Annotated in this window: 19 protein-coding genes; 9 read left to right on the forward strand and 10 right to left on the reverse strand. The window is 65.0% G+C overall.

Translation table 11 applies throughout. From position 1 onward, the window contains the following. Nucleotides 1–183: 183 nt before the first annotated feature. The 4 genes from urtD to urtA form a co-directional block, all read right to left on the reverse strand. A complete protein-coding gene (urtD, locus tag ACQR10_RS00440) occupies nt 184–939 on the reverse strand; it encodes an urea ABC transporter ATP-binding protein UrtD (RefSeq protein WP_315801683.1) in 756 nt (251 codons plus the stop codon). 10 nt (nt 940–949) lie between these two features. Further along, nucleotides 950–2089, reverse strand: coding sequence for an urea ABC transporter permease subunit UrtC (urtC, locus tag ACQR10_RS00445; protein WP_316215233.1), 1140 nt, complete (start codon nt 2087–2089; stop codon nt 950–952). A gap of 38 nt (nt 2090–2127) precedes the next feature. Next, nucleotides 2128–3054, reverse strand: a complete 927-nt coding sequence (urtB, locus tag ACQR10_RS00450) for an urea ABC transporter permease subunit UrtB (RefSeq protein ID WP_315801685.1) — start codon at nt 3052–3054, stop codon at nt 2128–2130. Nucleotides 3055–3303: 249 nt separating this feature from the next. Then, a complete protein-coding gene (gene urtA, locus ACQR10_RS00455) occupies nt 3304–4566 on the reverse strand; it encodes an urea ABC transporter substrate-binding protein (protein WP_315801686.1) in 1263 nt (420 codons plus the stop codon). Between the two features lie 183 nt (nt 4567–4749). Here urtA and ACQR10_RS00460 point away from each other — a divergent pair, with 183 nt between their 5' ends. After that, a complete protein-coding gene (locus ACQR10_RS00460) occupies nt 4750–8124 on the forward strand; it encodes a hybrid sensor histidine kinase/response regulator (RefSeq protein WP_434848378.1) in 3375 nt (1124 codons plus the stop codon). Then, nucleotides 8114–9025: a response regulator transcription factor gene (locus ACQR10_RS00465; protein ID WP_315801777.1), complete on the forward strand. Its 912-nt coding sequence runs from the start codon at nt 8114–8116 to the stop codon at nt 9023–9025. Before ACQR10_RS00460 ends, ACQR10_RS00465 begins: the two co-directional genes overlap by 11 nt. 230 nt (nt 9026–9255) lie before the next feature. On the opposite strand, the gene ACQR10_RS00470 is transcribed toward ACQR10_RS00465, so the two are convergent. Beyond that, nucleotides 9256–10758: a flavin-containing monooxygenase gene (locus ACQR10_RS00470; RefSeq protein WP_315801688.1), complete on the reverse strand. Its 1503-nt coding sequence runs from the start codon at nt 10756–10758 to the stop codon at nt 9256–9258. A 108-nt stretch (nt 10759–10866) separates the two neighbouring features. Beyond that, nucleotides 10867–11637: a S1 family peptidase gene (locus ACQR10_RS00475; protein ID WP_434838168.1), complete on the reverse strand. Its 771-nt coding sequence runs from the start codon at nt 11635–11637 to the stop codon at nt 10867–10869. A gap of 109 nt (nt 11638–11746) precedes the next feature. Here ACQR10_RS00475 and ACQR10_RS00480 point away from each other — a divergent pair, with 109 nt between their 5' ends. Further along, nucleotides 11747–12382 carry an HAD-IA family hydrolase gene (locus ACQR10_RS00480; RefSeq protein ID WP_315801689.1) on the forward strand — a complete coding sequence of 212 codons (636 nt, stop codon included), beginning with the start codon at nt 11747–11749 and terminating at the stop codon, nt 12380–12382. An 89-nt stretch (nt 12383–12471) separates the two neighbouring features. On the opposite strand, the gene mtnA is transcribed toward ACQR10_RS00480, so the two are convergent. The 3 genes from mtnA to ACQR10_RS00495 form a co-directional block, all read right to left on the reverse strand. Beyond that, nucleotides 12472–13578 carry an S-methyl-5-thioribose-1-phosphate isomerase gene (gene mtnA / locus ACQR10_RS00485; protein WP_434848379.1) on the reverse strand — a complete coding sequence of 369 codons (1107 nt, stop codon included), beginning with the start codon at nt 13576–13578 and terminating at the stop codon, nt 12472–12474. A 13-nt stretch (nt 13579–13591) separates the two neighbouring features. Then, nucleotides 13592–14467 (reverse strand): S-methyl-5'-thioadenosine phosphorylase, encoded by an 876-nt coding sequence (locus tag ACQR10_RS00490; RefSeq protein WP_434848380.1) that lies wholly within the window; start codon nt 14465–14467, stop codon nt 13592–13594. Nucleotides 14468–14556: 89 nt separating this feature from the next. After that, complete coding sequence (locus ACQR10_RS00495; protein ID WP_315801779.1) at nt 14557–14829, reverse strand: phosphopantetheine-binding protein; 273 nt, start codon at nt 14827–14829, stop codon at nt 14557–14559. A gap of 345 nt (nt 14830–15174) precedes the next feature. Here ACQR10_RS00495 and ACQR10_RS00500 point away from each other — a divergent pair, with 345 nt between their 5' ends. Genes ACQR10_RS00500 through ACQR10_RS00510 form a run of 3 tightly spaced genes read left to right on the forward strand, consistent with a single transcriptional unit; the run spans nt 15175 to nt 18327 of the window. Further along, a complete protein-coding gene (locus tag ACQR10_RS00500; RefSeq protein ID WP_434848381.1) occupies nt 15175–16401 on the forward strand; it encodes an acyl-CoA dehydrogenase family protein in 1227 nt (408 codons plus the stop codon). Between the two features lie 42 nt (nt 16402–16443). Continuing rightward, complete coding sequence (locus ACQR10_RS00505; protein WP_316179339.1) at nt 16444–17406, forward strand: amino acid--[acyl-carrier-protein] ligase; 963 nt, start codon at nt 16444–16446, stop codon at nt 17404–17406. A gap of 39 nt (nt 17407–17445) precedes the next feature. After that, a complete protein-coding gene (locus ACQR10_RS00510) occupies nt 17446–18327 on the forward strand; it encodes an acyl-CoA acyltransferase (RefSeq protein ID WP_316215239.1) in 882 nt (293 codons plus the stop codon). A gap of 1 nt (nt 18328) precedes the next feature. Here ACQR10_RS00510 and ACQR10_RS00515 read toward each other — a convergent pair whose 3' ends face one another. Further along, entirely contained in the window at nt 18329–19216 is an 888-nt protein-coding gene (locus ACQR10_RS00515; protein ID WP_316179334.1) for a branched-chain amino acid aminotransferase, read from the reverse strand. A 141-nt stretch (nt 19217–19357) separates the two neighbouring features. Here ACQR10_RS00515 and ACQR10_RS00520 point away from each other — a divergent pair, with 141 nt between their 5' ends. From ACQR10_RS00520 to metA, 3 genes are all read left to right on the forward strand, one after another. Beyond that, nucleotides 19358–20314 carry an alpha/beta hydrolase gene (locus tag ACQR10_RS00520; protein ID WP_316179332.1) on the forward strand — a complete coding sequence of 319 codons (957 nt, stop codon included), beginning with the start codon at nt 19358–19360 and terminating at the stop codon, nt 20312–20314. Between the two features lie 150 nt (nt 20315–20464). Next, complete coding sequence (locus ACQR10_RS00525) at nt 20465–21769, forward strand: O-acetylhomoserine aminocarboxypropyltransferase/cysteine synthase family protein (protein ID WP_316215240.1); 1305 nt, start codon at nt 20465–20467, stop codon at nt 21767–21769. A gap of 12 nt (nt 21770–21781) precedes the next feature. Beyond that, entirely contained in the window at nt 21782–22762 is a 981-nt protein-coding gene (metA, locus tag ACQR10_RS00530; protein WP_316215241.1) for a homoserine O-succinyltransferase MetA, read from the forward strand. The last annotated feature ends 45 nt before the right edge of the window (nt 22763–22807 follow it).

Consider the following 22807-nt stretch of genomic DNA (forward strand, 5'->3'; position numbering starts at 1 on the left):
TGATGAATTGGGACGAGGCTGCAGCAACATCGGCAGTGCGCTCCCTCCCCCCTTGTGGGGGAGGGTTGGGGAGGGGGGTAGCCCCAAGCGATACTGCCGCCGTGGGCCCCCTCCCCTAGCCCCTCCCCACAAGGGGGAGGGGAACGCAGCGTCACTCGGAGCAAACAAGATCGCGATCATCGCTCAGTGCCCCAGATAGACTTCGACGACCTTGGGGTCGTTCTTGACCTTGTCCATCGTGCCTTCGGATAGGATCTGTCCCTGGTGCAGCACGGTGACCTTGTGGGCGATGTCCTCGACGAACTTCATGTCGTGCTCGATGACGAGCACCGAACGGTCCTTGATGATGCGGTTGAGCAGCTCGGCGGTCTTGGCGCGCTCGCTGACGCTCATGCCGGCCACAGGCTCGTCGAGCATCAGAAGGTCCGGGTTCTGGATCAGCAGCATGCCGATCTCGAGCCACTGCTTCTGGCCATGGCTGAGCTCGGCCGCCGAGGTCTTGAGACGATCCTTCAGGAAGATCATCTCCGCGACCTCCTCGACGCGATCCTTGACGACCGCGTCGCGCTGGAAGGTCAGCGAGCCGAACACGGTGCGGCCGCGCGGAAAGGATATCTCGAGATTCTCGAACACGCTGAGATCCTCGAACACCGATGGCGTCTGGAACTTGCGGCCAACACCGGTCTTGACGATCTCGTTCTCGCGCAGCTTGGTCAGCTCCTTGCCGCGGAACTGGATCGAGCCCGAGGTCGCTTTGGTTTTGCCGCAGATCAGGTCGAGCACCGTGGTCTTGCCGGCGCCGTTCGGGCCGATGATGACGCGGATCTCGTTCTCTTCGACGTAGAAGGAGAGATCGTTGACCGCCTTGAAGCCGTCGAACGAGACGGTGAGGGCTTCGACCGCGAGCAGGAATTCCTTGGGCTGATGACCGATGAGCATCGCTGTCTCCTCACTCTGCGGGGGCGCCGTCGGCGACCAGGCCGCCATTGCCGGGCTTCTTGCTGCGGGACGCCAGCAGCCGGTCGATGCGCGGCTGCACGTAGTCACCCCAGATTCCGGCCAATCCGTTCGGGAAGGCGAGAACCACGGCGATGAACAAGGCACCCAAGCCGAACAGCCAGAGCTGCGGGAAGGTCTCCGACAGGCTGGTCTTGGCGAAGTTGACGAGGAGCGAGCCATAGACCGCGCCGAAGATCGAGAGCCGGCCGCCGACCGCCGTGTAGATCACCATCTCGATCGACGGCACGATGCCGACGAAGGACGGCGACATGAAGCCGACCTCGAGCGTGAACAGCGCGCCGCCGACCGCGGCGAACACCGCCGCGGCGCAGAAGGCGAAGATCTTGAAATTGGCGACGCTGTAGCCGGAGAAGCGGACCCGGTCCTCCTGCTCCCGCATCGCCACCAGGATGCGGCCGAGCTTGGTGAGACGGATGAACTGCGCGACCAGGATGGCGGCGAACAGGAAGAACACCTCGACGAAGTAGAGGATGTATTTGGCGTGATCGGTGCGGATGTCCCAGCCGTGCAGGGTGCGCAGGTCGGTGATGCCGTTGATGCCGCCGGTGTAGCCCTGCTGTCCCACGATCAGGATGGTCATGATGGCCGCGATCGCCTGGGTGATGATGGCGAAGTAGACGCCGCCGACACGCCGCTTGAACATCGCAGCGCCGATGATGAAGGCGAAGATCGCCGGCACCAGGATGATCGCGGCGAGCGCGAACGGGAAGCTCTGGAACGGCTTCCAGAAGAACGGCAGCTGCGTCAGCTGATTCCAGTCCATGAAGTCGGGAATGCCAGGGGTCGACTGGATCTTGGTGTTGGCGACGCTGGAGGCCTCAAGCTTGAGGAACATTGCCATGCAGTAGCCGCCGAGGCCGAAGAACACACCCTGCCCCAGGCTCAGAATGCCGCCATAGCCCCAGCACAGCACCAGGCCGATGGCGACGAAGGAGTACGTCAGGTACTTCGCGACCAGGTTGAGGCGGAAGATGTCGACCGCCAGCGGCAGGATGACCACGAGCAGAAGCAGCAGAGAGACGAAGCCGATGAGCTCGGAGCGATTGAAGAAGCGCGTATTGATGATCATGACGGTGCTTTCTGATTCCCGATTCCTGCGCGTTCCGGCTATTTGCGGACCTTGAGGGCGAACAGGCCCTGCGGCCGCAGCATCAGGATGGCGACGATCGCCAGCAGAGTGAGCACCTTGGCCATCGAGCCGGACATGAAGAACTCCATCGTCGACTGCGCCTGGGAGATGGTGAAGGCAGAGGCGATGGTGCCGATCAGGCTGGCGGCGCCGCCGAACACGACGACCAGGAAGGTGTCGACGATGTAGAGTTGGCCGGCGGTCGGGCCGGTCGAGCCGATCATCGTGAAGGCGGAGCCGGCGACACCGGCGATGCCGCAGCCGAGACCGAAGGTGTAGCGGTCGACCTTCTCGGTGTTGATGCCGACGGCGCCGGCCATCACGCGGTTCTGCACGACGGCGCGGACCTGCTTGCCCCAGCGCGACAGGAAGAGGACATAGGCGACCACGATCGTGATCAGAATGGTCAGGCACATCACGAACATGCCGTTGATCGGAATCTGGATCGCGTCAGTCGCCTGCCAGGAGCCCATCATCCACTCAGGCAGTTCGACGCCGACCTCGCGCGCGCCAAACACCGAGCGATAGGCCTGCTGCAGGATCAGGCTGAGGCCCCAGGTCGCGAGCAGCGTATCGAGCGGCCGCTTGTAGAGCCGGCGAATCATCGCCCACTCGACCAGCATGCCGAGCGCTCCGGAGGCGATGAAGGCCAGCATCATCGCGACGAAGAAGTAGCCCGGAAACAACGACGGCAGGAAATGCTGGAAGGCGTTCGAGGTCATCCAGGTGACGTAGGCGCCGAGGATCATGAACTCGCCATGCGCCATGTTGATGACGCCCATCTGGCCGAAGATGATGGCAAGCCCCAGCGCCATCAGCACGTAGACCGAAAACAGGATGAGGCCTGCGAACCCCTGCATCGCGAAGATAGCCCCGAGGTCGCCGATGGAATAGTCACCGAACATGATCCGTCCTCTCGTGATGCGTGGTGTCGGTGCGCACTGACTTGCGATGCGCGTTGGCGCCCGCAGCATTGCCGCCGGTAAGGTCGTTCCCTCCCCCCTTGTGGGGGAGGGCCAGGGAGGGGGGTCCACACGACGAACTGTGGGTGGGGTACCCCCCTCCCCAACCCTCCCCCACAAGGGGGGAGGGAGCGCACTGGTTGTGCGGCAACGGCGTCGCTTCATCGGCCGTCGCAATGCGCGACTCGCGACTTACTGATAGCCCTTCGGGAACGGATCGGGCTCGACCAGGTCGGCGGTCTCGTAGATCAGCTCGTACTGACCGTCCGCCTTGGCGCGGCCGACGCGGGTCTTGGACCAGAGATGGTGGTTCTCATGGATCCGGACATAGCCTTCCGGCGCGCCCTTGAACTCGATGCCGGGCGAGGCGGCGGCGACCTTGTCGATGTCGAAGCTGCCGGCCTTCTCGACGGTCAGCTTCCACAGCCACGGACCGAGATAGGCGGCTTGCGTCACGTCGCCGATCACGGTCTTCTCACCCCACATCTTCTTGAAATCGGCGACGAAGGCCTTGTTGTTGGGGTTGTCGAGCGACTGGAAGTACTTCATGCAGGCATAGGCGCCCGCGATGTTCTCGCCGCCGATGCCGTCGATCTCGTCCTCGGTCACGGAGATGGTGAGCAGCGTCTGCTTCGACATGTCGATGCCGGCCGCCTTGAGCTGCTTGTAGAACGCGACGTTGGAGCCGCCGACGATGATCGCGTAGATCACGTCCGGCTTGGTCAGCTTGATCTTGTTGATGACCGAGTTGAACTGGGTGTGGCCGAGCGGGAAGTATTCCTCGCCGACGACCTTGCAGCCCTGCAGATGGCCCTCGATGTGCTTGCGGGCGATCTTGTTCGAGGTGCGCGGCCAGATGTAGTCGGAGCCGAGCAGATAGAAGGTCTTCGCACCCTTGGTCTTGTTGACCCAGTCGAGGCCGGCGATGATCTGCTGGGTGGCTTCCTGGCCGGTGTAGATGACGTTCTTGGACTGCTCGAGGCCTTCGTAGAAGGTCGGGTAGTACAGCATGCCGTTGTACTGCTCGAACACCGGCAGCACCGCCTTGCGCGAGGCCGAGGTCCAGCAGCCCATCACGGCGGCGCACTTGTCGTTGACCAGGAGCTTCTTGGCCTTCTCCGCGAAGGTCGGCCAATCCGAGGCGCCGTCCTCCTGGATGTACTTGATCTTGCGGCCGAGCACGCCGCCGGCGGCATTGATCTGCTCGATCGCGAGCTTCTCGGCCTGCACCGACCCGGTCTCGGAGATCGCCATCGTGCCGGTGACCGAATGCAGGATGCCGACCGTCACTTCGCTATCGGTGACTGCAAGTCCGGTGGTGTTGACAGCGGAGGTTGCGGGACCGGCGCCAAAGGACGGCCGCGGCATCATGGCCAGCGCCGGGATTGCGGCCATTCCCATCAGCAATTGGCGCCGAAGCGGCGACTTCAGGCCCTTTTTGGTTTCGTCTGACATGAGCACCCCATTCATTGGTTCGAGGACACGCGTTGGGTCAGACGAAGGATGGCGCGGTTTGTGCAACGCACGGATACGCAAGATTGCGTATACTGCACCGCAAAAGCGCGACGTAGGCTCTGCGTAGGTCTTGCGAGGGGCAGGCGAGTTGCGGACAAGCGCCCGCGGGTGAGGAGTTCGAAAGTGGCAGGGCGGCAGCGGATCGACCGCGTCAGGCGCCAGTACAACCAGTGGGTCGCCAACCAGACGTTGGAGGACTATGCGCTCCGCTTCACGGCCAAGAGCGCGCGGCGCTGGTCGGCCGCCCGCGTCGCCAACACCGCGCTGGGCGCAATCTCGTTCCTGGCGCTGGAGGCCATCGGCGGCACAATCACCTTGAACTACGGCGTGACCAATGCGACCGCCGCCATCCTGGTCGCCAGCGTGATCATCTTCTGCTGCGGCCTGCCGATCGCCTATCATGCAGCGAAATGCGGCATCGACATCGACCTGCTGACGCGTGGCGCCGGCTTCGGCTACATCGGCTCCACCATCACCTCGCTGATCTACGCCTCCTTCACCTTCATCTTCTTCGCCATCGAGGCGGTGATCCTCGCCTCCGCCCTCGAGATGTGCTTCGGCATTCCGCGCCCGGTCGGCTATCTCATCAGCGCCGTCGTCATCATCCCGCTCGTGACCTACGGCATCACGCTGATCAGCCGCTTCCAACTGTGGACGCAGCCGCTGTGGGTCGTGCTGCACGTCCTGCCCTTTGCCGCAATCGCCTATGCGAGCCCGCACTCCTTCGCCGATTGGCTGCAGTTTCCCGGCGAGCATGGCGATCCCATGGGCCATCTCGATCTGGCGCTGTTCGGGACCGCGGCGGCGGTCGTGTTCTCGCTGGTCGCCCAGATCGGCGAGCAGGTCGACTTCCTGCGCTTTCTGCCGCGCGATCGCCGCACGTCGAAACGGTCATGGTGGATTGCGCTGTTATCCGCAGGCCCCGGCTGGATCGTGCTCGGTGCGCTGAAGCTGCTGGCGGGCTCGTTCCTGGCCTACTTCGCGCTCAGCCATGGAGTCTCGGCCGACCGCGCCGCCGAACCGGCACACATGTATCTCGAGGCGTTCCGCTACGTGCTGGCCCGGCCGGACCTGGCGCTTGCGCTGACAGGTACCTTCGTGATCGTGTCCCAGATCAAGATCAACGTCACCAATGCCTATGCCGGCTCGATCGCCTGGTCGAACTTCTTCTCCCGCCTGACCCACAGTCATCCGGGACGCGTCGTGTGGCTGGTCTTCAACGTCGTTGTCGCGCTGCTGCTGATGGAGATCGGCGTCTACAAGGCGCTGGAGCAGACGCTGGCGCTGTACTCCAACATCGCCATCTCCTGGGTCGGCGCGCTGGTCGCGGACCTCGTGATCAACAAGCCGCTGGGCCTGCGCCCACCGCAGATGGAGTTCAAGCGCGCCCATCTCTACGACATCAATCCGGTCGGCGTCGGCGCGATGACGATCGCCACGATCGTCTCGATCTGCGCCTTCTATGGCCTGTTCGGTCCGACCGGAAAGGCGCTGTCGACTTTCGTCGCGCTCGGCGTCGCGCTCGTCACGGCGCCCGCGATCGCCTATCTGACCGACGGAAAGTACTATCTGGCGCGCAAGCCGAAGCGGAGCTGGCAGAACATCGAGCAGATCCAATGCTGCATCTGTGAGCATCATTTCGAGCCGGAGGACACCGCCTCCTGCCCGGCCTATGCCGGCCCGATCTGCTCGCTGTGCTGCTCGCTCGACGCTCGCTGTCACGATCTGTGCAAACCGCACGCGCGGGCGCAAGCCCAGGTCGCCGCGGCGCTTGGCGGCATGCTGCCGGGGTCGGTGCTCGCCAAGATCAACTCGCAGCTCGGTCACTATGTCGGTGTCTTTCTGACATCGGCCGGACTCGTCGCGCTGACGCTCGGCATGATCTATCTGGAGACCTCGGCGGCGCTGCCAGGATTCAAGGGCATCATCTCCGACGTGCTGTGGAAGGTGTTCTTCGCTCTCTCCATCATCATCGGCGTCGTGACCTGGCTGTTCGTGCTGGCGCAGCAGAGCCGTCGCGCCGCCGAGGCCGAGACACGCCGGCAGACGCAGCTGTTGATTCAGGAGATCGAGGCGCACAAGCGCACCGACGCCGAGCTGCAGCGCGCCAAGGAGGTTGCGGAGTCCGCCAACCTCGCCAAGAGCCGCTATGTCGTCGGCCTCAGCCACGAGCTGCGCTCGCCGCTGAACGCGATCTCCGGCTATGCGCAACTGCTCGAGCAGGACACGAGCCTCGCACCAAAGCCGCGGGACCAGGTCCGCGTCGTCCGCCGCAGCGCCGATCATCTGTCCGGCCTGATCGACGGCATCCTCGATATCTCCAAGATCGAAGCCGGGCGGCTGTATCTGTCGCGCGACGAGGTCCGTCTCAGCGAATTCCTCGACCAGCTTGTGGGCATGTTCCGATTGCAAGCCGCCGCCAAGGGCGTCGACTTCGTGTTCAAGCGGCCGGCGGTGCTGCCGCTGGTCGTCTACGCCGACGAGAAACGGCTGCGCCAGATCCTGATCAACCTGCTGTCGAATGCGATCAAATTCACCGCGGAAGGCAGCGTCCAGTTCGTCGTGCATTATCGCAGTCCGGTCGCGGAGTTCGAGGTGATTGATACCGGGCCCGGCATCCAGCCCGACGACCTCGAGCGCATCTTTGCGCCGTTCGAGCGCGGCGCGCTCGGGGCCGCTCAACCGCAGACCGGCACGGGACTGGGCCTGACGATCAGCCGCCTGCTCGCCGGGGTGATGGGCGGCGACATCAAGGTCGAGAGCAGGGTCGGCACCGGCAGCACCTTCAAGGTCAAGATCCTCCTGTCCGAGGTCACCAACCCGACGCGGCATGCGCCGGTGAAGGCGCCGGTCGCCGGCTATCTCGGACCGCGCAGGACGATTCTGATCACCGACGACGATCCCGTTCATCGCGACCTCCTGCGCGAGGTGTTGACGCCGCTCGGCTTCATCCTGCTGAGCGCGCCCGACGGTCCCGCCTGCCTCGCGCTCGCACAGCACTGCCAGCCGGACCTGTTCATTCTGGACATCTCGATGCCCGGCATGGACGGCTGGACGGTGGCCGAGACCTTGCGCAACAGCGGTCATCATCAGGCCCGGATCCTGATGACATCTGCGAGCGCGCTCGAAGCGCATGGCCGGCCGCTGGCGCAACCATTCCACGACAGCTACCTGATGAAGCCGATCGACATCCCAAGGCTGCTGGAGGCGATACGTCAATTGCTGAAGCTCGAATGGAGCTACCAGACCGACATCCCAGCGGCGCCGCCACGCTGGCGGCCGGACACCGGGTCCCGGCCCCCGCTCAACTATGTCGAGGAGCTGATGAGCCTCGGCCAGATCGGCTACATCAGGGCCATTCAGCTCAAGCTCGACGACATCAGCAACGCGCATCCGGAGCATGCCGACTTCGTCGCCCAGATGCGCACGCTTATCGACCGCTTCGATCTCGATCAGTACATGGCCACTCTGAAGACCTTGCATGCCTATGAGCACTGACAGCAGGAAGCGCGACGTCGCGCTGGTGGTCGACGACTCGCCGGAGACGCTTCGGCTGCTCACCGACGCGCTGGATGGCGCGGGCATGACGGTCATGGTCGCGCTCGATGGCGCCGCGGCCATGCGCATCATCGACCAGATCACGCCGGACATCATCCTGCTCGACGCGGTCATGCCCGGCATGGACGGCTTCGAGACCTGCCGCAAACTCAAGCGCGAGACGGGTCTCTCCAACGTCCCCGTCATCTTCATGACCGGGCTCGCCGATACCGAGCATATCGTGAAGGGACTGGAGGCCGGCGGCGTCGACTACGTCACCAAGCCGATCGCCGTCTCGGAGATGCTGGCGCGCATCCGCGTGCATCTCGCCAACGCCCGGATGACGCAGAGCGCCCGCGCCGCGCTCGACGTCTCCGGCCGCTTCCTGCTGGCCGTCAACCGCGAGGGACGGCTGATGTGGGCAACGCCGCAGGCCCAGAAGCTGCTGTCGGACAGTTTCGGCACCGCCGACGAGCTCGTTCTGCCCGAAGCGCTGCGGCTCTGGCTGGATCAGGCGCAGAACGGCGGCGGGAAGGCCGCCGCTTCGATCCCCGATCATCCCGAATTGCGCCTCTACTACATGGGCGGAGCCGGGCCCAACGAGTTCCTGCTGCGGCTCGCCAAGGAGTCCTCCGGTGAGTTGCCAAAGGAATTCTCCAGCGAGTTCGGTCTCACGACGCGCGAGGGCGAAGTGCTGTCATGGCTCTCCAAGGGCAAGACCAACCGCGACATCGCACAGATCCTGGGACTGAGCCCGCGGACCGTCGACAAGCACCTCGAGCAGATCTACGCCAAGCTCGGCGTCGAGAACCGAACCGCCGCCGCGGCGATCGCGACGGGGGTGACGCGGCGGGAGGGATGAGACGGGCGGCGCACTCAGAAGCGCGCTCTGAAACTCGCTGTCGTCCCGGGCAAGCCCGCTGACGCACAGCGTCAACGGGCGCCGACCCGGGACCCATACCGCGTGATCTCGCTTGGGGCAGGATGTAAGCTGGCGTCGTGCCTCACATACCCGGCTGTGGTTATGGATCCCCGCGTTCGCGGGGATGACACCGAGGTTAGAGCGACAGCGAGTACTCCACCCCTCGGCGCTCACCCATATACGAACGCCGGATCATCCAGATCGATCGCCGGAATCTGGTCCTTCTCGCTCCAATAGTCCTGGCTGTGCTGCCACTCCGGCTTGTCGCCGCGCTTGGGCAGCAGATGCATGTTGCGCATCATATAGCCGGGATTGAAGTTCTCCGGGTCGATCCATGGCAGCAGCGGCATGTTGTGATCCTCCGGGCGCAGCGCCGGCACGACCTTGCTCACGCCCTTCTCCTTCATGTGCGCGAGCAGGCGGCACACGAAATCCGCGACCAGATCGGTGCGCAACGTCCAGCTGGCGCGGAAATAGCCGAACACCCAGGCGAGGTTCGGCACGCCGGTGAACATCATGCCGCGATAGGTCACGGTGTCGGCAAAGTCGAGCGGCTTGCCGTCGATCGAGAATGCAATGTCGCCGAGCACGCAAAGATCAAAGCCGGTGGCAGTGATGATGATGTCGGCCTTGAGCTCGTCGCCGGACTTCAGCTTGATGCCGCCTTCGGTGAAGCGTTCGATCTCGTCGGTGACGACGGAGGCTTTGCCACTCTTGATGCCCTCGAACAGATCGGCATCCGGCACGAACGCGATGCGCTGTCGCCACGGGCGATAGCTCGGGGTGAAATGCTTGGCCGCCTGTTCGGGGCCGATGATGGCGCTGATCTGGCCAATCAGCTCCTTCTTGACCTGCTCGGGCTCCGTCAAGCAGCGCTTGGTGAACCAATCCTGCTCGAACAGGATCTTGCGCCTGACGATCTCGTGGATCCACTCCTCCTTGACATCAAGCCGACGCAACTCCTCGGCCAGCTCGATCGCGTTGCGGCCGATGCGGAAGTAGGTCGGCGAGCGCTGCAGCATCGTCACATGCGCGCATTTTCCGGCGATCGACGGCAGGATGGTCGCGGCCGTCGCACCGGAGCCGATGACCACGACCTGCTTGCCGGTGAGATCGAGATCCTCGGGCCAGAGTTGCGGATGCACGATGCGGCCCTTGAATTTCGCCATGTCCGGCCACTCCGGCGTGTAGCCCTTGGAGTGGCGGTAGTAGCCCTGGCACATCCAGAGGAAATTCGTGGTGAAGGTGACGGGCTGCTGATCCCTGCCCTTCACGGCTTGGACCGTCCAGAGATTGGTCGCGCTCGACCAGCTGGCCGACACGATGCGATGGCCGTAGCGGATGTGGCGGCCGAGATCGTTCTCTTCAATCACCTCGCCCATGTAGCTGAGGATTTCTTCCGCGGTCGCGATCGGCGGCCCGACCCACGGCTTGAAGCTGTATCCAAACGTGTGCAGGTCGCTGTCGGAGCGGATGCCGGGATAGCGGTGCGTCCGCCAGGTGCCGCCGAAGCCGTCCTGGCTCTCCAGGATCACGAAGCGCTTGTCGGGCATCTGCCTGGTCAACTGATAGGCGCTGCCGACACCGGAGATGCCGGCGCCGACGATGAGCACGTCGAAATGTTCGGTCGCGTGAGAGGACGCGGCCTCCCGGATGGGCGCGATGACGTTCATGGGAGTCCCTGGGCTTTGGTCTTGATGTTGTTTCCTCGCGTGACAGGCTGAACCCGATCACAGCGACGGTCAACCCATCGCGACGCGCGGCGTCGTGAACGCTGCGCCTCAATTTCCGCCGAGCGGCATGCCCCACTGCCGCGCGGTCTGCACGACCCAATCGCGATACAACGTGAGCGGCGTGACGCCGGTCATGCCGCCGCAGCCATCGCCGAGATTTGGCCCGGTCGACCATGAGATGACGCCGATCAGCACCTGTCCTTGCGCCTGCGTCTCGAATGCAGGCCCGCCGGAATCCCCGGTGCAGCCACCGAGCCCGGACCGCACGCCTTGCGTCGCCGGATCGACGAGCCGGATCTGCAACGTGCCCGGCCTGCCTGTGGCCACCAGCGCCGCGCCGCGCACCACGCCCCCGCTCTTGCCGTCGCCGGGGACGGCGACACCGATGCCTGCGACCGTGAATGCGTTGCCGGCGGCAAGCGGCGGCTGCGGCACGCCGAGCGCCACCGGCACGCGCTCCTTCGCTGGCGCCTCCAATTCCAGCAGCGCGACATCGGCGGTGGCGCGATGCGCCAGGATGGCCTGCACGCTGAAGCTGGGATGCACCGCCACCCGCCGGACCGTCTTGAGAACCGGCCTGCGGTCGCGATCGTATTCCACGATGCGGTAATCGAGACCCGGCTGCACGCAATGCCCGGCGGTCAGCACCAGCTTCGGGGCAATCAGCGCGCCGCTGCAGAAATTGCCGCGCGAGCCGACGATCGTGACCACGGCGCGGCCGATGCCATCATTCAGCGCCGGCGCATTGCCGACGATGGCCAGGGCCTGCGACGGCGCCAGCAGAGCGGCGGCTGCAATGATTGCGTGATACGGCTTCATCGCGGCAGCAATAGCGGCTGACGCCGAGGTCGCCAAGTGCGACCGAGGTCGCCAAGTGCGGCATCCCATGCTAGCGATCATCCAGGGATCAAGGAAGGACAGGACTGACATGGTCGAGGCGGTGATCTTCGATTTCGGTGGCGTGCTGACGACATCGCCGTTCGAGGCATTCGCACGGTTCGAGAAGGAGCGCGGCTATCCTGTCGACATCATCCGCAACACCAATGCCGCCAACCATCTCGAGAACGCCTGGGCGAAATTCGAGCGGGCCGAGATCGACCTCGACACTTTCGACCGGCTGTTCGCGGAGGAGTCGCTGGCGCTGGGCGGCGCTGCGGTCAGCGGGCGGGAGGTGCTGCCACTGCTCACCGGCGACCTCCGTCCCGACATGGTCGAGGCGCTCCGCCGCATCAAGGCGGAGTGCAAGACCGGCTGCATCACCAACAATCTGCCGGCGAACGCAATCGGCAGCCAGGGCGGCCGCTCGTTGTACGTCGCGGAGGTGATGGCGCTGTTCGATCACGTGATCGAGTCGGCCAAGATCGGCCTGCGCAAGCCCGATCCCCGGATCTACCAGATGATGACCGAGACGCTCGGCGTCAGCCCCGCGGACTGCGTCTACCTCGACGATCTCGGCATCAACCTGAAGCCGGCGCGCGAGATGGGCATGACGACGATCAAGGTGGTCAGCGCAGCGCAGGCGATCGCCGAGTTGGAAGCCGCGACGGGTCTGAGCCTGCGCTGATCGTCATTGCGAGGCATCCTTGCGCCGAAGCAATCCGAAGGCTTCGTGGGATTCTGGATTGCGTCGCTGCCCTCGAAACGGCGCTGATCCTAATCGTTCGTCTGTTTGGCCCGATCCGGAAATGCCGCCGCCAGTGCCGCGCCTTCGGCCCGCAGCACGCCGCGCTCGGTGATCAGCCCGCTCACCAGCCGCGCCGGCGTGACGTCGAAGCCGTAGTTTGCGACCGGCGATCCCGGCGGCACGATGCGCACGGTCTCGATACGGCCGTCGGCGGTGCGGCCGGTCATCTCGGTCACTTCCTGCGCACTGCGCTGCTCGATCGGGATCTGTCGTCCCTCGGCGACCGCGAAATCGATCGTCGGCGACGGCAGCGCGACATAGAACGGCACGCCATTGTCGTGCGCCGCGAGCGCCTTGAGATAGGTGCCGATCTTGTTGCAGACGTCGCCATTGGCGGCGACGCGGTCGGTGCCGACGATGGCGAGATCGACCATCCCATGCTGCATGAGATGGCCGCCGGTATTGTCCGGGATGACGGTGTGCGCCACGCCATGATGCCCGAGTTCCCAGGCGGTCAGCGACGCGCCCTGATTGCGCGGCCTGGTCTCGTCGACCCACACATGGATCGGAATGCCGCGATCATGCGCGAGATAGATCGGCGCGGTCGCCGTGCCCCAATCGACGGTCGCAAGCCAGCCGGCATTGCAGTGGGTCAGCACGTTCACGATTTCGCCCGGCTTCTTGCGCGCCGCGGCCGCCTCGATCAGCGCGAGACCATGCGCGGCGATGCCCTGGTTGATCGTGACGTCCTCGCCGGCAATGTCGACGGCACGGGAATACGCCGCATCTCGCCGCTCCGACGGCGCCAGCCGGCGCAGCATCGTGCCCATCGTGTCGAGCGCCCATTTCAGGTTGATCGCCGTCGGCCGCGTCGCGATCAACATCTCGTAGGCGCGGTCGATGCCGGGATCGGAGCGGTCGTCGCGCATCGCCAGCGCCATGCCGAAGGCGGCGGTGGCGCCGATTAGCGGCGCGCCGCGAACCAGCATGCCGCGGATCGCATCCGCCGCCTCCTCGCATGTCGTGATCTTCGCCACCACGAACTCGTGCGGCAACCGGCGCTGATCGATCGCGCAGACCGACCAGCCGTCGGAGTCGAGCCAGATGCTGCGATAGTGGCGGCCGTCCACCTTCATGTTCGATCCCCCTTCAACCGCGCAAGATACGGCCTGCGACCGCATCGAGCTTGTTCAGAAGCTCGGGATCGCGCGCCTCCGGCGCAGTGATCAAGGCGGTGTCGAGCGCACGGTCGGAGCCGATCGGGCACGGTTCGTGCTCGCGCGGAAACTCGCGGGCGAGCCGCGCCACCAGTGATTTCGCCTTGTCGGCGTTGGTGGTGAGCACGCGAATGATGTCCTGCACGGTAACGGCGTCGTGATCCGGATGCCAGCAGTCGAAGTCGGTCACCATCGCGACCGTCGCGTAGCAGATCTCGGCCTCGCGAGCGAGCTTCGCCTCCGGCATGTTGGTCATGCCGATCACCGAATAGCCCGACGCCTTGTAGGTCATGCTCTCGGCATAGGTCGAGAATTGCGGTCCCTCCATGCAGACATAGGTGCCGCCGCGCGCGATCGCGATGCCTTCGGCCTCGGCCGCCGCCGCCAGATGAATGCGCAACCGCGGCGAAACCGGATGCGCCATCGAGACGTGGGCGACGCATCCCCTGCCGAAAAACGAGCTTTCGCGCTTGTAGGTGCGATCGACGAACTGATCGACCAGCACGAAGGTGCCCGGCGGCAGCTCTTTCTTGAACGAGCCGCAGGCCGACAGCGACACCAGGTCGGTGACGCCAGCGCGCTTCAGCACGTCGATATTGGCGCGGTAATTGATGTCGGACGGGGACAACCGGTGTCCCTTGTCATGGCGCGGCAGGAACACGATCGGCAGCCCCGCGATCGTTCCCCGGCGCAATGGCGCCGACGGCTCGCCCCAGGGGCTCGCGATCACCTCTTCGCGGGCATCTTCCAGTCCCGGCAGATCATAAATGCCCGAGCCGCCGATAATGCCAAGCACAGCCTTCGTCATGACGTCCCCATCTCCAACGGAGACGAGAATGCCAGCTTTGCGACGGATTGAAAACAGCGACGCGGTGAACCGCGGGGCGTGGCAGCGGGTCAGGCGGCCTTCGCTGCCGCCAGCTGACCGCTCACCAGACGCTCCAGCGTGGCGACAGACTGGAAGTTCTCCGGCGTGATCAGCTCCTGCGGAATGGTGAAATCGAACTCCGATTCGAGCGCCAGCATCAGGTTGACCATGTCCATGGACGTCAGCCCGATGTCGACGAGCTTTGCATCCGCCGTCACGTCGGTAGAACTGGCGTTCTGCGCGAGGATATCGCGCACGAGCGCCACGATCCTGTGACTGACATCGACATCGAAACTCGGCATGGGGACCTCTTCACTCGCGGCTTGTTCCGGCACGTCGAATCTGATCGACGCTCGCGCAGGAGATAACGCAATCCGGCGGCGAAAGAGTTACGCCGCATCCCCGTTCCAGGTCTGAACTCGTCTTAACGCTAACGGCTTGGCCCGAAATTCTCGGACCGAAACAACCAGGAATTAACCCCCACCCGTCGATTGCACAGCGTTTACCCTGAATTTCGTCGACGTATTTGAATCAAATCCATACCCTGCGTGCAGCCCAAAAAAGAAGGCGCAGTGCATCTGTCCTGATCTTGCGAGGACGCACGTGCCGATCTCTCAACGAGACAAAATCCGGAGTATCGATCGGTCATGACTCTCCAGGGAACCGCGCTTCGCAACCCGATCCCCGATGATGGCGAGAGCCTTCTGCTCGATCGCAGCTCCTTGTTCCTGCAGCGGACCGCGGCTGTGGCCGCGCAGGCCGCCGCGGAAGCCGACGAGGTCGACCGTGACGGCCGCTTCCCCAAGGCCGCAATCGATGCGGCACGCGAGCACAAGCTGCTCGGGATGCAGATCCCGGTCGAGTTCGGCGGCTTCGGGGCGTCGATCCACGACATCGCCGACGTCTGCTATGCGCTCGGCCGCGCCTGCGCCTCCAGCGCCATGATCTTCGCCATGCACCAGACCAAGGTCGCCTGCCTTGTGCGTCACGGCCGCGGCAGCGGCTACATGGAATCCCTGATGCGCCGTATCGCATCCGAGCAGCTGCTGATGGCCTCTTCCACCACCGAGGGACAGAACGGCGGCAACATCCGCGCCAGCGCCGCGGCCGTCGGCCACGACGGTAACCGCATCTCGCTGAAGCGCGACGCCACGGTGATCTCCTATGGTGCCGAAGCCGACGGCCTCGTCACCATTGCCCGTCGCGCCGACAGCGCAGCCGCCTCTGATCAGGTGTTGCTGGCGCTGACGACGGACGATTATACGATCTCGCGTACCCTTGGCTGGGAAACGCTGGGCATGCGCGGCACCTGCTCGACAGGATTCGCGCTGGAGGTGAGCTGTCCGTCCGACCGCATGTTCACCGAATCCTATGACCGCATCCACGGCCAGACGATGACGCCGTTCGCGCATCTCTGCTGGTCATCGGCCTGGGCCGGCATTGCTGCGGCCGCGGTGGAGCGCGCCCAGCGCTTCCTGCGCAAGGCCGCTCGCGGCGCCGGCGGACAGATGCCGCCGGCAGCTGCACATTACACCGCGGCTAAGATGGCGCTGGCCCGGCTGCGCGCAATGATCGTCACCAACATGGATGCCTTCGTCGCCCATGAATATGACGAGCGGGCGCTGAGCTCGCTCGACTTCCATTCCTCGATCACGCTGTTGAAGGTGCAGGCCTCGGAGCTTGCCGTTGAGACCGTGATGCATGCGATGCGCGCCTGCGGGCTCTCGGGTTATCGCAACGACGGCGAGTTCTCGATCGGCCGCCACCTGCGCGATGTTCTGTCGGCGCCGATCATGATCAACAACGACCGTATTCTCACGAACATTGCCACGGCCAATTTGATGAGCACGGTACCGGCCTCGCTCCATGAATGACCGCGCCGATCGCAGCCATTGCCTCCACCCAGGATTTGCACAATGACGATCCCCGTTCTCCCGCAGTCGCCCGAGATTGCGCCCCAGCCGGCCGACGCGCTCGATCATCTGACCGACGCCCTGTTCCATCGCATGGGCGCGGATGGCGTCTATGCACGGACCGCGCTGTATGAAGGTGTTGTGGAGCGGCTCACGACGCTCATCACGCGGCATCGTGAGCCCGGCACGGAGGTCATGCGCTTCCCGCCGGTCATGAGCCGGACGCAGCTTGAGAAGTCCGGCTATCTCAAGAGCTTTCCAAATCTGCTCGGCTGCGTCTGTGGCCTGCACGGCACCGAGCGGGACATCCATGAAGCCGTGGCACGTTTCGACAAGGGCGGCGACTGGACCACCTCGTTGTCGCCGGCCGACCTCGTGCTGTCGCCCGCAGCCTGCTATCCGGTGTATCCGATCGCGGCGAGCCGTGGTGCACTGCCGGTCGGCGGCCTGCGCTTCGACGTCGCGGCCGATTGCTTCCGCCGCGAGCCGTCGCGGCATCTCGACCGCCTGCAGTCGTTCCGTATGCGCGAATATGTCTGCATCGGCACACCCGACGACGTCTCGGCCTTCCGCGACCGTTGGATGGTGAAGGCGCAAACGATCGCCCACGATCTCGGGCTGTCGTTCCGCGTCGATCACGCCAGCGACCCGTTCTTCGGTCGCGTCGGCCAGATGAAGGCGGTCAGCCAGAAGCAGCAGGCGCTGAAATTCGAGCTCCTGGTGCCGTTGCGATCGGAAGAGCAGCCGACCGCCTGCATGAGCTTCAACTATCACCGCGAGCATTTCGGCACGACCTGGGGCATCGACGACGCCGACGGCGCGCCGGCGCACACCGGTTGCGTGGCCTTCGGCATGGACCGCCTCGCGGTCGCGCTGTTCCACACGCACGGCATCGATCCGACGCGCTGGCCGTCGCGCGTGCGCGACGCGCTGCTGGTGGAGCGTCAGCCCGACGTCGTCGGCTGACGTCCTACCGCCATCGTCGGGAGATCGGCAGGCAATCTCATGACCGCGCGCAAGCCGCTGATCCGCTGCCGGGAGATCGGGGAGCCCGATCTCGACGCGGTCGCCGATCTGCTCACGCGCGGATTTCCGCGGCGGTCCCGCGCGTATTGGGCCACGGGCCTGCACCGACAGACCGCGCGTCCGGCGCCCGGAGACTATCCCCGCTATGGCTATCTGCTGGAGAACGACGGCGCGGCCGTCGGCGTGTTGTTGCTGATCTACAGCAACCGGGGCACACCCGCGCAGCCGCAGATCTGGTGCAACCTGTCGAGCTGGTATGTCGAGCCGTCGTTTCGCAACTATGCGACGATGCTGACCCGGATCGCACAGCGTTTGCCTGAGGTGACCTACATCAACATCAGCGCCGCGCGCCAGACATGGCCGATCATCGAGGCGCAGGGCTTTCGTCCCTATTGTCACGGCTTGTTCTTTTCAGTGCCCGCCATGTCATTTGCCGGCCGCGGCGCGCAAGTGGAGCAGGTCGCCGCTGACGCCCAGGCGCTCGATGGACTTCCGCCCAGCGAGGCCGACCTGCTGATCCGCCACGCACGCTATGGCTGCCTCAGCATCGTGGTCCGGTCGAAGCATGGCCCGATTCCGTTGGTGTTGCAGCAGCTCCGGGTCCGGCAAGGACGGTTCGCATTGCCGGCAATGCAGCTGATCTACTGCCGCGGCACCTCCGACTATGTTGCCTGCGCCGGCGCCGTGGGCCGTTTCCTGCTGCCGCGCGGACGCGTGTCCGTCGTCGTCGACGCCGACGGGCCGATTGCCGGGCTCTACGGCGTCTACACCGAACGCCGCGGCCGCAAATACATCAAGGGACCGGAGCCGGGGCGGCTCGGCGATCTCAGCGATACCGAACTTCCCGTCTATGGGTCCTGACCTATGCCGCGGCCCTGACCCGGTGGGCATAGTCCCAGTACAGCCTGCGTGCGCGGCTGAAGACGGGACCGATTGGCAGCGTCCGGTCGTCGATGCGGATCACCGGCGCGACCTTGGCGAAGTTGCCCGACGAGAAGATCTCGTCGGCGTTCAGGAAATCGTCATATCGGAGCGTCGTCTCGACCACACTCACACCATCGCCTCGCAGCAATTCGATCACGCGCTGTCGCGTGATCCCGTTGAGGAAGGTTCCGTTCGGCACCGGCGTGAAGACAACGCCGTCCTTGACCATGAACACGTTGGCATTGCCGAACTCCGCGACGTTGCCGAGCAGATCCAGCATCAGGCAGTTGTTGAAGCCGCGCGAGGCCGCTTCGATCAGCGCGCGCGAATTGTTCGGATAGAGGCAGGCCGCCTTGGCGTCGACCGGCGCGCATTCGGCCGTCGGCCTTCGGAACGGCGACAGCGTGATGGCGTTGCCCGTCGGCTGCGGCATCGGCGCCTCATAGATGCACAGGCACCAATTGGTGGTGTCGGGATCGAACAGGACACCGCCGCCGGCGCCATGCTGCGCCCAGTACATCGGGCGGATGTAGAGCTCGGCTCCCGCTCCGAACCGCGCGATCCCTTCCCGCGCCAGCCCCATCCAGGTCTCGACGTCCACCACGGGTTTGAGCCGGAAATTGATCGCGGACTGATTCACACGCGCGCAGTGCCGATCGAGATCGGGCGTCACGCCTTCGAACGCGCGCGCCCCGTCGAACACGGTCGATGCGAGCCAGGTCGCGTGGGTCCGCACGCCCATGATCGGCGCATTGCCCTCGCGCCATTCGCCGTCGAAGAAGGTCCAGGTCTGCGAGTAGCTGACAGGCTTGACGATGTGGGTCATGGCGGCGCTCCCGTTCGGCATCGATCGTATCTGCACTTCTGGCTTGAAGATTTTAAGGATTTCCCCGCCGCGGCCTGCCGCTCATGATCGATTCACTGCTGATGGGCACAATGGTCGCTGCCTTGGTTAACTGGAGCTGTCATGCCGCTCGACCCTCGCGCCCAGCGCCTGCTTTCGATGGTAGCTGCCGCTATGCCGGAAAGCCGGCAGCATCCGAGTGTCGGGCAACGCCGGCAGTCGCTGGCCAAGCTGATGCAGTTCGCGCGGAACGACTGCGGCGCCGTCATCACGCGGGATGGCGATTTCTCCGGTCCCTCCGGGCAGCTTCGCTACCGCCTGTACACGCCGGCAGCGGGCCCGGACGATCTCGGGATGCCGCCTGGCTTCGTATACTTTCATGGCGGCGGTCTCGTGGCGGGCAGCATCGACACACACGACAAGGTCGCCGCTGCGCTTGCCGCCGCCTCGCGCTGCCGGCTGCTCTCGATCGACTACCGCCTCGCGCCCGAGCACCCGTTCCCGGCAGCGATCGAGGATGCGATCGCTGCCGTTCACTTCGCGATCGATCACGCGGCCGCACTCGGCATCGACGGCAATCGCATTGTGCTCGGCGGCGATTCCGCGGGCGCCACGCTCGCGGCCGCCGTTTGTCAGCAGGCCGCCGGCGACAGCCCTCTCAGAATCGCGCTGCAGTGCCTGATCTGCCCGGTGCTCGATTTTTCCAGCCCCTGGCCGTCGCGCGAGCTGTTCGGCACCGGCTACCTGATCAACAGGGCGACCTGGCAGGCCGACCTCGGCGACTATCTGGACGGCAAGACCGATGTCGCGCATCCACTGATATCGCCGCTGTGCCGCGAGACGCTGGCCGGGCTTCCGCCCGCCGTGATCCACACCGCAGAGTTCGATCCGATGCGTGACGAGGGCAACGCCTACGCGGCACGGCTCGCGGAAGCCGGCGTCACGGTCGCGCATGTCTGTCACGACGGCATGGTCCACAATTTCCACGCGCTCGGTGCGATCCTGCCGCAGGCCAAGGTCGCGCTGGAGCTGGTCGGGCAGCAGATCCGGTCGCTGCTGCGGGTTTCTTCTATGCGCTAATTCGAAGTTCTTCGGCCACATCTCGTTAGGGTTATTTCGTCGTTGTTGTCGCGAATTATTGCCCGCTTTACGCCTGCGCTCCTACAACGGCACCACTCGCGGAATACGAGCAGCTCGCCGCATTGATCGAAGCGAGCGGGGAGATCGCCGATGCGCAACGAGACGATTGCAATCCACGCCGGCTATGAGCCGGAGGCGACCACCAAGGCCGTCGCGGTTCCGATCTATCAGACCGCCGCCTACGCCTTCGACAGCGCCGACCACGGCGCCGCGCTGTTCAATCTCGAAGCCGAGGGCTATCGCTACAGCCGGATCTCCAATCCGACCACGGCGGTGCTCGAGAAGCGCGTCAGCGAGCTCGAGGGCGGCGTCGGCGCGCTCGCCGTCGGCACCGGACAGGCGGCGCTCCACTTTGCATTCGTCAACCTCGCCGATGGCGGCGGCAACATCGTCTCGGTGCCGCAGCTCTACGGCACCACGCACACGCTGCTCGGTCACATCCTGCCGCGTCAGGGCATCACTGGACGCTTTGCCGACAGCGATGCGCCCGACGCCATCGAGCGTCTCATCGACGACAACACCAAGGCGGTGTTCGCGGAGACGATCGGCAACCCCGCCGGCAATGTCTGCGATATCGAGGCGCTGGCGAAGGTCGCGCACCGCAACGGCGTGCCACTGATCGTCGACAACACCGTCGCGACACCGATCCTGCTGCGGCCGTTCGACTACGGCGCCGACATCGCGGTGCATTCGCTGACCAAATTTCTCGGCGGCCATGGCACGACGCTGGGTGGCATGCTGGTCGACAGCGGCAACTTCCCCTGGAAGGATCACGCCGACCGCTTTCCCGCCTTTACCCAGCCCGATGCGTCCTATCACGGGATGGTCTACGCTGATCATTTCGGCCGCAGCGCCTACATCCAGCGCGCGCGCAGCGTCTATCAGCGCACCATGGGCGCGGTGCTGTCGCCGTTCAATGCCTTCCTGCTGCTGCAGGGTATCGAGACGGTCGCTCTGCGCATGGAGCGCCACGTCGAGAATGCGCGCAAGGTCGCCGAATTCCTCCGCAACGATCCGCGCGTGGCATGGGTCAACTACGCCGGCTTCGCCGACAGCCGCTACTATCCCCTCGTCCAGAAATATCTCGACGGCCGCGCGTCGTCGCTGTTCACGTTCGGGATCAAGGGCGGCATGGAGGCGGGCAAAGCGTTCTACGACGCCCTGAAGCTGGTCACGCGGCTGGTCAATATCGGCGATGCGAAGTCGCTGGCCTGCCATCCGGCATCGACCACGCATCGGCAGATGTCGCCGGACGACCAGCGCAAGGCGGGCGTCCTGCCCGAGACGATCCGGCTGTCGATCGGCATCGAGCATGTCAGCGACATCATCGAGGATCTCGACCAGGCGCTCGCCCAGGCCTGCCCTCGCCCGCGTCAATTGGATGCGGCGGAGTAGAGCGATCAGCCGATGACCCTGCTGTTCGACCGACATCGCAGGATCGCGAGCCCTGCCCTCGCGCCCGCCGAATTCGATGACAGCGGACGGCGCCCGGTCGAGCTGTCGATCGGCCTCGTCAACAACATGCCGGACAGCGCCCTGAAGGCGACCGATCTCCAGATCGCGCGCCTGCTGCAAGAATGCGCGCCGCGGCATGTCCGCATCCGCCTGCACTGCTTCTCGCTGCCATCGATCTTGCGCTCGCAGACGGCAAGACACCACGTCGACCAGTCCTACGCCGACATCGGATCGATCGACCGACTCGGCATCGACGGCCTGATCGTGACCGGCGCCGAGCCCGTCGCCGCGACCTTGCGCGACGAGCCTTATTGGTCGGACCTCACCTCGGTCATCGACTGGGCCAGAACCAACACCCGCTCGACGATCTGGTCCTGTCTCGCGGCCCACGCGGCCGTGCTGCATCTCGACGACATCGAGCGGCAGCGGCTGGCGAGCAAATGCTCCGGCATCTTCGACTGCGAGAAGGTCCAGGACGACTGGCTCACGCACGGCATCCATTTGCCGCTCCAAGTGCCGCACTCCCGCCTCAACGCCGTCAACGAGCCGCTGCTGGCGGAGCGCGGCTACGACATCCTGACCCGGTCTGACGAGGTCGGCGTCGACATCTTCGCGCGCTCGATGCCAAGCCGGTTCGTGTTCTTCCAGGGCCATCCCGAATATGACGCGCTCTCCCTACAGCGCGAATACATGCGCGACATCGCGCGGTTTCTCGCCGGTCAGCGCGACGACTATCCGCGGCTGCCGAAATCCTACTTCAGCGCCGAGAGCGAGGCGGTGCTCAACGCGTTCGAGTGGCGGGCCAAGGAAAGGCGCGACCCGACGCTGGCGGCCGAGCTTCCGGGGTTGACGCTGCGGCCTGACCTCGCCGCCGAAAGCGCTGCACAGACGCTGTTCAGGAACTGGATCGCCCATCTCGGGCAGACCGGCTAACGCCAAAGTCCGCCCGACATCGGATCGATCGCGCATCGGCGCGCC

The organism is Bradyrhizobium sp. HKCCYLRH2060, from assembly GCF_051168135.1.
GTDB lineage: Bacteria > Pseudomonadota > Alphaproteobacteria > Rhizobiales > Xanthobacteraceae > Bradyrhizobium.

Excerpts from the sequence above, each read along its gene's own strand:
- ACQR10_RS00495 (WP_315801779.1), bottom strand. The coding sequence starts at position 14,829 with ATGCCGAGTTTCGATGTCGATGTCAGTCACAGGATCGTGGCGCTCGTG.
- ACQR10_RS00500 (WP_434848381.1), top strand. The coding sequence starts at position 15,175 with ATGACTCTCCAGGGAACCGCGCTTCGCAACCCGATCCCCGATGATGGC.
- ACQR10_RS00490 (WP_434848380.1), bottom strand. The coding sequence starts at position 14,467 with ATGACGAAGGCTGTGCTTGGCATTATCGGCGGCTCGGGCATTTATGAT.
- ACQR10_RS00505 (WP_316179339.1), top strand. The coding sequence starts at position 16,444 with ATGACGATCCCCGTTCTCCCGCAGTCGCCCGAGATTGCGCCCCAGCCG.
- urtC (WP_316215233.1), bottom strand. The coding sequence starts at position 2,089 with ATGATCATCAATACGCGCTTCTTCAATCGCTCCGAGCTCATCGGCTTC.
- ACQR10_RS00520 (WP_316179332.1), top strand. The coding sequence starts at position 19,358 with ATGCCGCTCGACCCTCGCGCCCAGCGCCTGCTTTCGATGGTAGCTGCC.
- metA (WP_316215241.1), top strand. The coding sequence starts at position 21,782 with ATGACCCTGCTGTTCGACCGACATCGCAGGATCGCGAGCCCTGCCCTC.
- ACQR10_RS00510 (WP_316215239.1), top strand. The coding sequence starts at position 17,446 with ATGACCGCGCGCAAGCCGCTGATCCGCTGCCGGGAGATCGGGGAGCCC.
- ACQR10_RS00480 (WP_315801689.1), top strand. The coding sequence starts at position 11,747 with ATGGTCGAGGCGGTGATCTTCGATTTCGGTGGCGTGCTGACGACATCG.
- ACQR10_RS00525 (WP_316215240.1), top strand. The coding sequence starts at position 20,465 with ATGCGCAACGAGACGATTGCAATCCACGCCGGCTATGAGCCGGAGGCG.
- urtA (WP_315801686.1), bottom strand. The coding sequence starts at position 4,566 with ATGTCAGACGAAACCAAAAAGGGCCTGAAGTCGCCGCTTCGGCGCCAA.
- urtD (WP_315801683.1), bottom strand. The coding sequence starts at position 939 with ATGCTCATCGGTCATCAGCCCAAGGAATTCCTGCTCGCGGTCGAAGCC.
- ACQR10_RS00475 (WP_434838168.1), bottom strand. The coding sequence starts at position 11,637 with ATGAAGCCGTATCACGCAATCATTGCAGCCGCCGCTCTGCTGGCGCCG.
- mtnA (WP_434848379.1), bottom strand. The coding sequence starts at position 13,578 with ATGAAGGTGGACGGCCGCCACTATCGCAGCATCTGGCTCGACTCCGAC.
- ACQR10_RS00515 (WP_316179334.1), bottom strand. The coding sequence starts at position 19,216 with ATGACCCACATCGTCAAGCCTGTCAGCTACTCGCAGACCTGGACCTTC.
- ACQR10_RS00470 (WP_315801688.1), bottom strand. The coding sequence starts at position 10,758 with ATGAACGTCATCGCGCCCATCCGGGAGGCCGCGTCCTCTCACGCGACC.
- ACQR10_RS00465 (WP_315801777.1), top strand. The coding sequence starts at position 8,114 with ATGAGCACTGACAGCAGGAAGCGCGACGTCGCGCTGGTGGTCGACGAC.
- urtB (WP_315801685.1), bottom strand. The coding sequence starts at position 3,054 with ATGTTCGGTGACTATTCCATCGGCGACCTCGGGGCTATCTTCGCGATG.